Raw genomic sequence first — 12878 nt, forward strand, 5'->3', positions numbered from 1 at the left:
GTATTATATTTATATCAGTTGTTTTAAGTATATTAGTGGGGTGTGGTACAACTCGTATGGCTTACACGCCAAATGATGTTGATATTGAGAAAGCTCCGATGCTAATTGATAGGATGATAATGACTCAGCATCGTGCATGGAAACCAGATTATTTTGTCATTACTGAACATTACTTTGGTTGGGATTTTGGATATGAATCTACAACAAGTGGAGTCGGAAGTGTAGTAGGTGATAGTGGTATTGTTTTTTCTAGCTCTTCCAGCACAACTCATAGAGTCTCAGATCGGGTTTACTATGACGAAGTTGCTGAAGTGAAATTATTAGACTGGACAAGAAAATTTAAACAGTGGTACGTAGTTACGCTTTATCGAGAGGATGGAAGTCAGATTATGCATATATTACGTACACGTAATTTAAAAGATGCCCAAATAATGGTTGATGCGGTTAATACTTTTCTAAAAAATCGCACATAACAAATAAGAATAGGGCGGTGTTGAACAAGCCCGAAGCTCCTCTCTATAATATAGTAAATTGTGAAGTTTGAGGTTATCGAGGTGATTTTGCTAGAGCAGCTCGTACCGTTTTTGTGAATTACGGGGACAGACACTTTTTCTTAATGGACGCATTTTCGGACGAATAATCATGCAACTACGTGAAATCTAGATAGGTTCAACCGCTAAAGGCTTCTACTTTTTAACGTAGAAGACGGTATTAAAATAGCTGTGGAGAAATCCTACAGCCTCGTTATGTGCCTACTATTGTGCTACTCGATCTATCGTCACACTTACTTTAGGCGCAATTATTAAAACCATGATAGGAACTAAAATTATTGTTATTGCCAAGGTTTGTTGCCACAGAGGTAATTGAAAACCTAGGTTTGTGAGTATAAATATTAGTAATGTCACAATAGGATAAACACACGCCCAAGTTAAAATAATTCTAAATATTTTTTTCTTCATATTTATCCCATTAATTTATTTATTTCATTGAAATATCCAGGAAGAACATTGGATAAACAGGTAATTCCTTTTTTTGTTAGTGAAATTTTCTTTGCTCTTTTATCTGTATCATCATTACTCGAAGTCAGTAAGCCATCCTCAATTAACCTTTTTAACGTCCTTGTCAGTACTGGCCGTGACACGTCTAAACGGGATGCGATTTCATGTGCATAGAGACTGGTTCTATCGGGCTCTCGATCAATAACAATAAGTATTAAAAACCTTAGCTGTGAAAGATCATGACTAGAAAAATAGGTTTCTATATTCCTTACTAGCAGGCTTGATTGTCGCATTATGCAAAGAGCTTCAGTTATTGTGTTCTTCTCATTACTTGTTAAATCACTTGTGTATTTATCAAGCATTGCTTTGGTCGGAAGTTCCTTTAGAAAAAACATATTTTACCTTTAGGCTAGTTTAATAAGTTTAGAAATTTCAGGTGGGGTTGCTAACCAGTCAGTGTAAGCTTCAAAAACAGCTTTTGTATAACCCATTTCATGATGAAGTTTCAAAGCATTGTCATCAATCCATTCTTCGTATAGGTATAAACTACCAGCTCCATCTTCATGGAGTGTAAACTCTAAGCACCCAGATTCATTCCGAGTCTGCGATATAATTTCTATAATAGCCTCTTTTGATACCTCAAAATATTCTGGTTTTGGCGTTATCTTTGCAAAAATAAACGTATGCTTATTCATAAATATATCCTTCATTTGAAATTTAGTTATCATGGTAACTATATTTCAAATGAAGTCACTTTACAAGGCACATAATGAATTAACGGGGACTGGCACTTTTCCAGGCAATCGAGATATTGAGTCACTCGCGTTACGGCTCGTGAGTACGCATCTATGGTGGCAGGTCGTTTTCCTTGAAGTTTGAGGTTATCGAGGTGATGTTGGTACAGTAATTCGTATCGTTTTTGTTGTTGAATATCCATAACAGATCTCCACTTAATCTGGTTTAATAACAATCAGTTAGGGTAGTATGGTTTTTATTCCGCCGCGAAGCGGCTTCGTTCAACAAGCAATTAAACAAGGACAAAAAATAGTGGTTTTTGTTCCTTCGTCACTATTTTCGCCAACAATTTTTTACCTGTTAATGTGGGCGTTAGAAGCTTGCTATACCAATAGGACCCACTTAAACGATGCTCGTGATATAATGGGAGTATGATTAAGATATTAGGTTTCCAGTATGAATGTTTCGATAACTAAGATCTTGGCTTGTAAGAGTGTTGAAGAGCTGAAGTCGCTAGATTCTTATTTAGGATTGAAAAGGTCAGTTGAAGATAAGTTAGGCTTTAAGCTGCACGTAAAGGGATGGGAGTCTTTTTTCAACCGTATAAAGTCCCTTAAATCGTTGGTTTCAAAAAGTAAAAATGAGTTAGAAAGAATTCCAGATGCTAAGTCTTTTGTAGAAGCTAAGCGAGAGGCTAATAATGTTCTAGGCTTTAAAATAGATGTAAAGGAACTATCTAAACTTAAGGAAATGCTGAGATCATTAATATCCGTATTTTCTCAAGCCGTGATCAGCGCCCATGAGCGGTTTGAATCAACTAAAATTAGAAATTTTGTCCATAGTTCTAGATTAGAAGGTATAGATATTTCCAATCAAATGCCGGAACAATCATTGGAAAGTATTCTAGCTAAATATAGAGTGAAACATGGATAAGTATGATGCTTCTAACGATCATTACTGCTACAAGAATAGTTCGACTTTAGTCAATTTGCTAAACATCGAAGATATAGACACGTTGGAAGCTGCAGAGCGCGACATTACAGCTAAAACAGTGGCAAACGTTACTTTTTCTGAACCCCCTTACGATCTTGCGTATATGCAGAGTCTGCATCGTGAGCTTTTTTCTGTCTTGTACAGCTGGGCTGGTGAGGTTAGAGCTGTTGATATATCAAAAGGAGGTACTCGTTTTTGTACATGCTCACGTATTGAAGCTGAATCAGCCAAGCAGTTTGATAATTTAGCTAAAGATGGTTGGCTTAAAGGGCTAAAGCGGGAAGAGTTTTGTGAAAAACTAGCCGAATACTATTGCGAGTTCAATATGGTTCACCCTTTTAGGGAGGGGAACGGTAGGGTTCAGAGACTTTTGTTCGAACATTTAGCTCTAGCTGCAGGATATGAGCTAAATTGGGAGCATGTCGATACGTCTGAATGGGTGCAAGCAAATATCGACGGTGTTTATGTAAACTACGAACCTATGAAAAACATATTCTTGACCGTTGTGCAATCCTAACCATCCGCTTCTAACAAACTAGAATAAGGCGGTGTTGAACAAGCCTTAAACCCCTCCTATATAGTAAATTGTGAAGTTTGAGTTTGTGTCGACTTACGAGAACAGACACTTTTTATTGGTGATACTCCCTATAGATATGAGTGTCTGCCCCGCTGTAAACGTGAGTAAGAACCGACGAATCACGATCTCCGTTATATCTATGCGATTAAATAGTATGGAAACAAAATGTTAGAAATAGAGAAAGTTAACGAATCAAATATTGAGTCAATGGAATTACGAGGACAGACACTTTTTCTTACTAAATGTAGATTTACCAAGGCTGTCATGCCATTTGCTGAGAAAATCGCCCGCCAGCACATGGCTCACTTATTAGCAGGGCGTTATGTGTTCTTTCTGAGTCAGGGTGACAATAATGAAGAAGATACTGGTTATAAATGGAAACCCAAAAAAGCAAAGCCTCTGCAAATCATTAGCAGAAACATACGCGCACGGTGCAACGGCTTCAGGCCATGACGTTGATGTGTTTCATTTAGCAGATTGTGAATTTAGCACAGTCCTCAAATCTGGTTATGAGAATAAACAGCCTTTAGAAGAATCACTTCAAATCATTAAGGAAAAGATTGAAGAATCTAATCATGTGGTGGTTGTTTCTCCGGTTTGGTGGGGGTCAGTGCCAGCATTATTGAAAGGAATGGTAGATCGAATTTTTTTACCAGGTTTTGCATTCAAATATGAGAAAAGTGATGTGTTACCAAAACGTCTATTAAAAGGAAGGTCTGCAAGAATCATTCTCACAATGGACACTCCAATTTGGTACTACAAACTCTTTTATGGATCTCCAGCCACAAAAATGATGAAAAAAACCGTATTTGAATTTTGTGGTTTCAGTCAGGTTAAAGTTACTGAGTTTGGCTCTGTTTTGAAATCTAATGAAAATCAGCGGATAAAATGGCTTGAAAAAGTGAAGCAGCAAGGTGTAATGGCTATTTAAAGTTAGAACCAAAACGCAGATAAAAAACTAGAATAGGGCGGTATTGTACAAGCCGATAATGCAAAACAAACAAGTACTAGGCTAAGCAGTTTTTTCACGATAATAACTCCTTGCATATCGAATATAACCTGTTCATTACAAGTGCAATTCCAGATAATGTCAAATCATTTACTAGTTATTGATAACTCGATTTTTGTACTCTGCGGAGTGTAATTTCGTTCAACAAGGGTCAGTCATGGGCTCGGTGCCATGTACATATGATCAGATTTAATAGGACGTAGTTAAAGCGGCATAGCTACACACAAAACTCAAAAAGGGAGCAACTTGCTCCCTTTGTGGTTATTTACATCGATAAAAAAGTGCACTGCTTAACGCTTGAAGTCGATCGCTTCATCTTCTTCCAAATGAATCGTCGTCGTAGCTGGTTGTGTTTGAGCAATCAGTTTACCAGCACGAATCGAATAACGAACCGGAACTTGGCGACGAACCGCATCAAATCCATTTTCTGCTGGCAGAATGAGCAAGTTACCTGGCTTACCTTCTTCGATACCATACTGATCTTGGATATTCAATGTACGTGCAGAGTGGGTGCTGATCAAATCGAGCGAGTGGTTGATCTGATCGTAACCCATCACTTGAGTAACATGTAAACCCATATGCAGAACTTGCAGCATATTGGCTGTTCCTAGTGGGTACCAAGGGTCAAATACGTCGTCGTGACCAAAACAAACATTAATGTCTGCAGCCAACATCTCTTTCACTCGGGTGACACCACGGCGTTTAGGGTAATCATCGAATCGGCCTTGTAAATGAATGTTAACCAATGGGTTGGCCACAAAGTTAATGCCAGACATTTTCAATAAACGGAATAGGCGAGACGCATAAGCGCCATTGTACGAACCCATTGCTGTCGTGTGGCTTGCCGTGACTTTATGACCCATTTCAAATTTAAGCGCTAGCGCGGCAAGTGTCTCTACAAAGCGGGACTGTTCGTCATCAATTTCATCACAGTGTACGTCGATTAAACAGTCGTATTTACGCGCAAGTTCGAACGTGTAATGCAGTGACTCTACGCCATATTCTCGGGTGAATTCAAAGTGTGGGATCGCCCCAATAACGTCAGCACCTAGCTTGACCGCTTCTTCTAAAAGTTCTTTACCGTTCGGGTAGGAGAGTATGCCCTCTTGTGGAAAGGCCACAATCTGAATATCCACCCATTGCTTCATCTCTTCGCGAAGCTCAACCATGGCTTTTAGGGCAATTAATGTTGGGTCTGAAACATCAACGTGGGTTCTAACATGCTGTACACCATTCGCAATTTGCCACTTTAAGGTTTGCTTCGCTCTTGATTTTACATCATCAATAGAGAGGGTTTGTTTACGCTCAGCCCAGCGCTCAATGCCTTCAAATAGCGTACCAGAGATATTCCAGCTTGGTTCGCCAGCAGTTTGAGTGGTATCTAGGTGAATGTGAGGTTCACAAAATGGCGCGATAGCGAGTCCACCTTCAGCATCGATGACAGATTCAGGAGCAATACCTTGATGACCGGTTGTAGAGATGGATTTGAACTGACCATCTTCAATCAGAATGTCAACAAGACCTTCCTGAGATGGAAGCTTGGCGTTTTTGATTAACAGGGTATTGCTAACGTTCTTAGACATGCTTTTTCCTCGATTGAACCGACAAGAGAATCATACTCTATATTAAGCCAATTGATCGGATAGTTTCCCTTGGAGGTGCTTATTGATTAGCGGTGCAGATACATTAACTGCGAGCCAGTGGGTTTTAAGCGTGAAATAGATGAAACGTGAAGGGGAAGTTTGTGAGTGAGGTGGCTAACTTGTCAGCTCTACTGCCCAAAAAATAGTGATAATCAGTGGAATCAGTCCAGGTATGGTAAACCTATTACTAGCAGTATCAGAAATGAACTCAGTAAAAGGATAATCAAGTGTCGGTATGGAAATGCTTAGAAATCGTCGCAACATTTTACGATCTTTCATGTAATTCAAGCATGTTAAAGAAGCGCTTTTATATTGATAGCAATACACAACTTAAGATTCAAATTCCACGGGCCGCTAAGTCCGTGGGATTAAAATGCAAAGCGATCAAATGCCACCGCCTCTCTCTTTCAAAGCAAACCTTTCCTGTTTTGGTTGAATCAGGCACAGGGGAGTACTGTATTGTTGCGCAGTACCGTTCTGGCCAGTTCTTGATTCAGAGACCTGTTGAATCCTCACCTGAAATTGTTGAAGAAGATGAATTTACCGCTAGCCTTTCGGGCTATGTTTATCTGTTTACAAAGCGAAGAACACTCGAAGGTCTGAGTAACCAATTTAATTTTAAGTGGTTTATCTCCTCATTTGTTAAGCATAAAAAACTGCTTTTAGAAGTGATTGTGGCTTCCCTGTTTATTCAGGTTTTGGCATTGGTATCACCCATATTTTTTCAAGTGGTTGTAGATAAGGTACTAACACACCACTCATTTTCGACCTTAAATGTACTTGCCATTGGCATGGTGTTAATCATCTCTTTTGATGTGGTCATTACGGGGCTGCGTAATTATCAATTGGCACATACGGCTCACAGAATTGATGTCACACTTGGTTCAAGGCTGTATAAGCACCTCGTCAGCCTCCCTTTAGCGTATTTTCAGTCAAGACAAGTAGGAGTTACCGTTGCAAGGGTTCACGAGCTGCAAAATATTCGGGAATTTTTAACGGGCAGTACGTTAACGTTATGTTTAGATGTGCTGTTTACCTTTGTCTTTATTTCGGTAATGGCAAGCTATAGCAGTACGTTAACTATGGTCGTACTCATCTCCTTGATTCCGTATATATTCTTGTCCGCTTTGGTGACACCAATATTGAGAAAGCGACTGGACGAGCAGTTTCGACAAGGGGCAAAGAATCAAGCCTTTCTTGTTGAATCGGTGTCTGGCATTGAAGTGGTAAAAGCCATGTCCGTTGAGCCTCAGATGGAGAGAAAGTGGGATGAACAACTGGCTGCGTTTGTCACCAGTACCTTTTCAACTCAGAATTTAGGTAATATTGCTCAACAAGTGTCTCAGTGGATCAGCAAAATTACTACGTTAGTGATTCTTTGGTTAGGGTCTCATTTAGTCATAAAGGGGGAGTTGACGGTAGGTCAGCTAATCGCCTTTAACATGTTTGCCAGTCAGGTTAATGGACCGATTTTACGCTTGGTTCAACTGTGGCAAGAGTTTCAACAAGCTTCACTTTCTGTAAAACGACTCGGGGATATTTTAAATACACCGTCAGAGCCCGCATTAGAAGTCAACAAAGCGACACTTCCCAACCTTAAAGGTCATATTGAGTTCAAAGCGATCAATTTCCAATATCAGCCCGACCTTCCAATGTGTTTGCAAGCAATCAACCTTACTTTTAAAGCAGGCAAGCAATACGGCTTAGTGGGGCGCTCTGGGTCAGGGAAAAGCACGTTAACTAAGCTATTGCAGCGTTTATATTTACCCTCAAATGGACAGGTACTTATTGATGACATCGATATTTCACAAGTGAGCCCATCTTGGCTTAGGAGCCAAATCGGTGTGGTTCAACAAGAAACGATACTGTTCAACACTTCCATTCGAGAAAATATTGCGCTTGCCATGCCTGCTGCACCTTTAGAGCTGGTGGTTAAGGTTGCTCAGTTATCTGGCGCTGATGAGTTTGTTCGAGAATTCCCACAAGGGTATGACACTGTTGTCGGTGAGCATGGTTCGCGGCTCTCAGGCGGGCAGAAGCAACGTATCGGTATAGCTCGCGCGTTATTAACCAATCCAAAAATTATTATCTTCGATGAAGCGACCAGTGCGCTTGATTATGAGTCTGAACGTATTATTCGGAAAAACATGGGAGCAATTAGCCGGGGGCGCACGGTGCTGATTGTTGCACACCGATTATCGACAGTAAGGCACTGTGATGAGCTTATTGTTCTGGAAAAAGGCAAAGTGATTGAGCGAGGCAACCACTTCTCGCTGCTCAATCACGGTGGAGTCTATGCACGTCTAAATTCGATGCAACTGGGCGACGGTGAGGTTGCAGTATGAAGGCCAAACTGGTTAATACCGAATTTTTACCGGCAGTGCTGGAAGTTCAACAGACACCGCCTTCAAAGGTGAGTCGTATCATCATATATGTGATATTAGCTCTGATTATCAGTGCGATCATTTGGGCAGCCTACAGCCGTATTGATGTTGTAGCAGTTGCAAGAGGCCAACTGACTGTTAGTGGTTTAGCGCGGCCCATTCATCCATTAGTATCGGCCGAAATCACGTCGATAAATGTAGAAGAGGGCCAGTATGTTGGCAAAGATCAGGTTTTAGTTGCTCTTGACGACAGAAAAATCATCAGCCAAATCCAAGAAATTGAATTGCGGAAAAAGAGTCTAGAGACAAAACGACAGCGTTATCAGGCGGTGATGACGGTCTATCAAGCTGAAAAACTTACACCAGAAGTCATCAAGACGGCTAAGCAGAGCATCAATGATAAAACGAGCAGATATCATGCAACTATCGATATAAATCGATTTCAATCCGTTATGAAAAAATATGATGGTTTAATATTGAAAGAGAGATCTGAAATAAAGATAAAGAAGTCAAACCTAAAGTCTTTAAGTTCGACGCTTCCGTTAATAAACCAACAACTCTCGTCATTAGAAATATTGGAGAGAAAGAGAATGCTATCATCATATAACTATATTGACCTTAAAAAGGAAGTAGTGAAAGTTCAATATGATGTGGAGTCTTTAAAAGATAGAGTTGCCTCTTCATTAATAAATATTGTCACCATAAATAATGAAAAATCACTTTTTCTATCGGACCTTATTTTAAAAAGCAATGAGGTGATAATTGAATTTGATGAGCAGCTGTTAATAACGAATAAAGAGTTAGAACAACTCTATTTAGAGCTAGAGAAATATACGATTCGCTCTCCGGTTTCTGGTTACGTACAAGATTTACTTTATCGAGATAAGAGTGCAATGGCGATTGAAGGTCAGTCATTGTTGGTTATTGTACCGGACAATGAAAAGGTGCTAGCTGAAGTTATGATCCTGAATAAGGATATTGGGTTTATTGAAAACAACAACGATGTGGCCATTAAATTGGATGCTTTTGATTTTTCGCGTTATGGGAAATTGAATGGTCAAGTAAAGAATATATCAGCAGGTGCCATTCAAGACGAAAGATTAGGGTTAGTGTACCGCGCGATCATTAATATCAGTGAAGACGAGATAACTGCTGACGGCAAGGTCAGACAACTTGAACCAGGCATGTCATTAACAGCAGAGATCAAACTAGGAAGGAGAACCGTCATGAGTTATTTACTCAGCACCATAAACACGGAGGTGGACAATGCCGGAAAGCAAAAATAATTATAGTCATCTAAACGTGCCAGCCAGTAATTTCTACAGTCCTAGCCTCTATGGTCAAGATGTAGAAGCGTTTCATCAAAACAATAGTCGAGAGTTAATGCTTCGTTATGTAAAAACAATGAAAATATCTAGATATGTGCTCATCGCTGTATTTATTACAATATATGTTATCGCTGGTTTTGATTTGGGTAATATATTGCCCATAGAAATGTTCGTTTATATTAAGTCGAATCTTGATGTTATGTCTTCAATATATTCAAAGGTGATTGTATTAGGTGGGGACGAAATTGATTTTTCAAATATTACAGTGATATTGATGATTTTAATTCCGATGTGTATTGTACTTGGGATATATCTATCTTTATTGGAAGTTCTATTCTTGATGAGATTTAATTTTGCCGAATTTTTGAGTGAACTATCCCCATCAAATTGGCGAATTTTTGCGGCGCTTTTAGGGGGGATACTATTTATTTCTTCTATTTTTTTAGCCTATAGCACCGTAGGTCAGCCAGATCCATCAGGGCGGCTTTCATTTCTATGGAACCCTATTGATAGTCTGCCCGGTTATACAATGTATGTAATGTGTGCTTATGGCTCTATGCGTGGAATACCAGCCTTTGTTACCTCAATTTACATCCTAATACTGAAAGATAAAGGAGAGATCAAATGAACAAGGAAGAGAAGCAAGATAAGACAACAGGTCAAACGATTATTGATGCTGTTATCACTGGTCACGCAGCACTGGCAGAGGGAATGGCAAACTCAACAATTGATGATTACAAAGCGTTTGGAAAGTATGTATCCAAAACGAATGGATTTGTTTCCGCAACATACACAATTACCACTTCAGACAATAAAGTCGCAGGAATCTATGATGCGGCTTGCAAAGCTGTGGTTGGTTCTATAGGTGGGACGGTTGGGGCAGGGATTGGGTTTGCTCCTGGAGCTGCACTTGGTGTTGCAGCTGCTAGTTGGCTTGATGCCGAATACATGGTGTGCGAGACATTTGGTCGTTTGGTATACAAGATGACCAATTACAGTTTCCCTCAATCAGAGTACGTACCAAGACCTGACTTATGGCATGGACCTGAACACTTACGAGGAAAAGCGCAAGAAGAGAAAGCGTTGGACCACAACTACAACCAAAATGGTGAATATGAAGCTGAGCAGAATATTACAAATGGCAGCTTTGACCCTGATAAAAATGGCAGTGAGAAACGAGAACAGTATAAAGAGCATTGGAGTCAACCGGAGAATGTAGCATTAGCCGAAGAGAGTGGCGCAAGTGATGTAAACGGCCCTGAAGCAGTATATCAAAACGTGATAAATAAAACGCCTGATCGAGAAAGTGGCAGTGATAGGAGAGAACGAAGAAGCTCTGGTAGCCGTAATGATCGCTATCGAGACTCACGTAATAGCAATGATCGTGGACGTTTCGGCCCACCAATTATCCTTGATTTAGACGGGGACGGTGTTGAACTGACCTCGCTGGATGAGTCTTCGGCATTTTACGATATTTCAGGTGATGGCTATCGAAATAGAGTGGGTTGGGCTGGTAAAGATGATGGGATTTTGGCGTTCGATAAAGATTCAGATGGGGTAATAAAAGATCGAGATGAGATTGCTTTTGTCGATTACAAACTAGGGGCTGAAACGGACCTTGAAGGTTTGACCGCATTTGACAGTAACAATGATGGCGTTCTGGATAATAAAGATGACAAGTGGAAACAGTTTGGGGTTTGGCAAGATAAAGACCAAGATGGTGAAACTGATATCGGTGAGTTTACATCGATGCAAAATATGGGCATCTCGTCCATCGACCTTTCATCAGATCAAAATCAACACAAGAGTAGTGGTAACGTCATCTACGGATTAGGAAACTATACTCGCTCTGACGGTTCGACTCACACCTTTGCTGATACCGCTCTACAGTATTCAGACTTCTCTTTCCGTAAAGCCTCAGATGGCTCCATTGATATTCAAACGGATGGTGTAGGAATTAAGCTTCTCTCTGATGATATAGATAATAGACTTAGCTTATCTGGTGAAAATGCTCATGTGGTTATTGGCGGGGTACGCAATGATGCCATCTCCACTGACGGTAGCCATGATGTAATGTTCGATGGCGGCAACGGTAACGATCAACTGCGTGGCGGTGATGGAGACGATTGGTTAATTGGTGGTGAAGGAAATGATTTTATTCATTCAGGCAGTGGAAATGATATATCTTGGGGTGGTTTGGGCCGAGATAGATTGATTGGTGGAGAAGGCAACGATCAACTGTTTGGCCAACAAGGAGATGACCTTCTGATTGGTGTTGCGGGTAATAACTTACTGATGGCCGGCTCTGGAAATGACCGCTTAAAAGGTGGGATTAATGTGGATGTTCTCATTGGAGGGAGTGGTAATGATTTCTTGTATGGAAATGAAGGTGACGATCATCTAATAGGTGGACAGGGGAATGACAAACTGTATGGAGGGGATGGTAGCGATACTTACTACTTCGCATCTGGGGATGGTCAGGATGATGTCTATAACTTTGACACAGAAGGAAACGATACTTTAACGTTTGACGGAGTCGCTACTGAGAATATTTGGTTCGAGCGAAATGGCCTTAATCTGGATGTTAAAATACTAGGGTCCACCGATGAAGTCAGTATTAGAGGCTGGTATAAATATGATGTTTCGAGAATTGATCAATTTACCAATAGTGACGGTTCTACCCTTGCTGCAAATCAAGTTAACAAGTTAGTAGAAGTGATGGCTGGTTATCAGGCGAATGACGGATCGAGCTTTGAAAGTATTCTTCCTGGGACTTTGCCACATGAGGTTCAATTAGCGGTTGATTCTGCTTGGAGGGCCGCATAATGGGAAAGAGAATATATTTACCGAATAATTTGGTTTGATGTCTTTATTCACATTAAAAATGCCCCTCAATTGTGAGGGGCATCTCTTCATGTTTGTTCTAGTTTCTAAGTGTTACCAATACGGCCTCTTAAATGTCCACCTACGACTCACCAAGCTCTTCGCTGATGAATTCATGCCGAAAAGTACGTAGTGGTATTTAATCGAAGAGTACTCTCAGTGATTCAAACTATGAATAATCTTCATGTTTCATGTGAAAAAAAACTAATGTTATTCAATTAGTTGTTCAAGTATAACAAACAGACTGATCTGGTGTTGGCCACAGTGACAACATTAAAAAATTCAATACTATTTCACTTACAGAGTAAACATGCAGTCTGCTTTTATA

12 protein-coding genes and 1 pseudogene are annotated in these 12878 nt (G+C 40.2%); 8 read left to right on the plus strand and 5 right to left on the minus strand.

Features of this window, described 5'->3' with window-relative positions; translation table 11 throughout:
- The first annotated feature begins 2 nt into the window (after positions 1 to 2).
- The gene (locus tag L4C32_RS09840) at positions 3 to 473 is read left to right on the plus strand and encodes a hypothetical protein (protein WP_428196704.1); all 471 of its coding nucleotides are present in this window, start codon (positions 3 to 5) and stop codon (positions 471 to 473) included.
- Between the two features lie 282 nt (positions 474 to 755).
- On the opposite strand, the gene L4C32_RS20800 is transcribed toward L4C32_RS09840, so the two are convergent.
- The 4 genes and pseudogenes from L4C32_RS20800 to L4C32_RS09855 form a co-directional block, all read right to left on the minus strand.
- On the minus strand, positions 756 to 959 hold the full coding sequence (locus L4C32_RS20800; protein WP_489672086.1) for a hypothetical protein: 204 nt from the start codon (positions 957 to 959) through the stop codon (positions 756 to 758).
- Between the two features lie 2 nt (positions 960 to 961).
- Complete coding sequence (locus L4C32_RS09845; protein ID WP_428196705.1) at positions 962 to 1393, minus strand: MarR family winged helix-turn-helix transcriptional regulator; 432 nt, start codon at positions 1391 to 1393, stop codon at positions 962 to 964.
- Between the two features lie 9 nt (positions 1394 to 1402).
- On the minus strand, positions 1403 to 1693 hold the full coding sequence (locus L4C32_RS09850) for a putative quinol monooxygenase (RefSeq protein ID WP_428196706.1): 291 nt from the start codon (positions 1691 to 1693) through the stop codon (positions 1403 to 1405).
- Positions 1694 to 1800: 107 nt separating this feature from the next.
- Positions 1801 to 1935 (minus strand): annotated as a pseudogene (locus tag L4C32_RS09855) (integrase); the annotation flags it as partial.
- Positions 1936 to 2189: 254 nt separating this feature from the next.
- Between L4C32_RS09855 and L4C32_RS09860 the strand changes: the two are divergent.
- The 3 genes from L4C32_RS09860 to L4C32_RS09870 all read left to right on the plus strand — a co-directional run bounded on the left by L4C32_RS09860 (position 2190) and on the right by L4C32_RS09870 (position 4234).
- Positions 2190 to 2666: a YhfG family protein gene (locus tag L4C32_RS09860; protein WP_428196707.1), complete on the plus strand. Its 477-nt coding sequence runs from the start codon at positions 2190 to 2192 to the stop codon at positions 2664 to 2666.
- Positions 2659 to 3243 carry a putative adenosine monophosphate-protein transferase Fic gene (locus L4C32_RS09865; RefSeq protein WP_428196708.1) on the plus strand — a complete coding sequence of 195 codons (585 nt, stop codon included), beginning with the start codon at positions 2659 to 2661 and terminating at the stop codon, positions 3241 to 3243. Before L4C32_RS09860 ends, L4C32_RS09865 begins: the two co-directional genes overlap by 8 nt.
- Before the next feature lie 412 nt (positions 3244 to 3655).
- Positions 3656 to 4234: an NAD(P)H-dependent oxidoreductase gene (locus L4C32_RS09870; RefSeq protein ID WP_428196709.1), complete on the plus strand. Its 579-nt coding sequence runs from the start codon at positions 3656 to 3658 to the stop codon at positions 4232 to 4234.
- Positions 4235 to 4602: 368 nt separating this feature from the next.
- On the opposite strand, the gene L4C32_RS09875 is transcribed toward L4C32_RS09870, so the two are convergent.
- Positions 4603 to 5895, minus strand: a complete 1293-nt coding sequence (locus tag L4C32_RS09875; protein WP_428196710.1) for a cytosine deaminase — start codon at positions 5893 to 5895, stop codon at positions 4603 to 4605.
- A 287-nt stretch (positions 5896 to 6182) separates the two neighbouring features.
- Here L4C32_RS09875 and L4C32_RS09880 point away from each other — a divergent pair, with 287 nt between their 5' ends.
- From L4C32_RS09880 to L4C32_RS09895, 4 genes are read left to right on the plus strand one after another with little or no spacing between them, the layout of a single operon-like run.
- On the plus strand, positions 6183 to 8300 hold the full coding sequence (locus L4C32_RS09880) for a type I secretion system permease/ATPase (RefSeq protein WP_428196711.1): 2118 nt from the start codon (positions 6183 to 6185) through the stop codon (positions 8298 to 8300).
- Positions 8297 to 9625 (plus strand): HlyD family type I secretion periplasmic adaptor subunit, encoded by a 1329-nt coding sequence (locus tag L4C32_RS09885; RefSeq protein ID WP_428196712.1) that lies wholly within the window; start codon positions 8297 to 8299, stop codon positions 9623 to 9625. The genes L4C32_RS09880 and L4C32_RS09885 overlap by 4 nt, the downstream gene beginning before the upstream one ends.
- Positions 9606 to 10295 carry a hypothetical protein gene (locus L4C32_RS09890; RefSeq protein WP_428196713.1) on the plus strand — a complete coding sequence of 230 codons (690 nt, stop codon included), beginning with the start codon at positions 9606 to 9608 and terminating at the stop codon, positions 10293 to 10295. Before L4C32_RS09885 ends, L4C32_RS09890 begins: the two co-directional genes overlap by 20 nt.
- Complete coding sequence (locus tag L4C32_RS09895) at positions 10292 to 12493, plus strand: calcium-binding protein (protein ID WP_428196714.1); 2202 nt, start codon at positions 10292 to 10294, stop codon at positions 12491 to 12493. Before L4C32_RS09890 ends, L4C32_RS09895 begins: the two co-directional genes overlap by 4 nt.
- Positions 12494 to 12878: the final 385 nt, after the last annotated feature.

The organism is Aliivibrio kagoshimensis (assembly GCF_050337105.1).
In the GTDB taxonomy this organism is placed as follows: domain Bacteria; phylum Pseudomonadota; class Gammaproteobacteria; order Enterobacterales; family Vibrionaceae; genus Aliivibrio_A; species Aliivibrio_A kagoshimensis.

Coding starts and splice junctions, on each gene's coding strand:
- L4C32_RS20800 (WP_489672086.1), bottom strand. CDS start 959: ATGAAGAAAAAAATATTTAGAATTATTTTAACTTGGGCGTGTGTTTAT.
- L4C32_RS09870 (WP_428196709.1), top strand. CDS start 3,656: ATGAAGAAGATACTGGTTATAAATGGAAACCCAAAAAAGCAAAGCCTC.
- L4C32_RS09875 (WP_428196710.1), bottom strand. CDS start 5,895: ATGTCTAAGAACGTTAGCAATACCCTGTTAATCAAAAACGCCAAGCTT.
- L4C32_RS09885 (WP_428196712.1), top strand. CDS start 8,297: ATGAAGGCCAAACTGGTTAATACCGAATTTTTACCGGCAGTGCTGGAA.
- L4C32_RS09895 (WP_428196714.1), top strand. CDS start 10,292: ATGAACAAGGAAGAGAAGCAAGATAAGACAACAGGTCAAACGATTATT.
- L4C32_RS09850 (WP_428196706.1), bottom strand. CDS start 1,693: ATGAATAAGCATACGTTTATTTTTGCAAAGATAACGCCAAAACCAGAA.
- L4C32_RS09865 (WP_428196708.1), top strand. CDS start 2,659: ATGGATAAGTATGATGCTTCTAACGATCATTACTGCTACAAGAATAGT.
- L4C32_RS09860 (WP_428196707.1), top strand. CDS start 2,190: ATGAATGTTTCGATAACTAAGATCTTGGCTTGTAAGAGTGTTGAAGAG.
- L4C32_RS09845 (WP_428196705.1), bottom strand. CDS start 1,393: ATGTTTTTTCTAAAGGAACTTCCGACCAAAGCAATGCTTGATAAATAC.
- L4C32_RS09890 (WP_428196713.1), top strand. CDS start 9,606: ATGCCGGAAAGCAAAAATAATTATAGTCATCTAAACGTGCCAGCCAGT.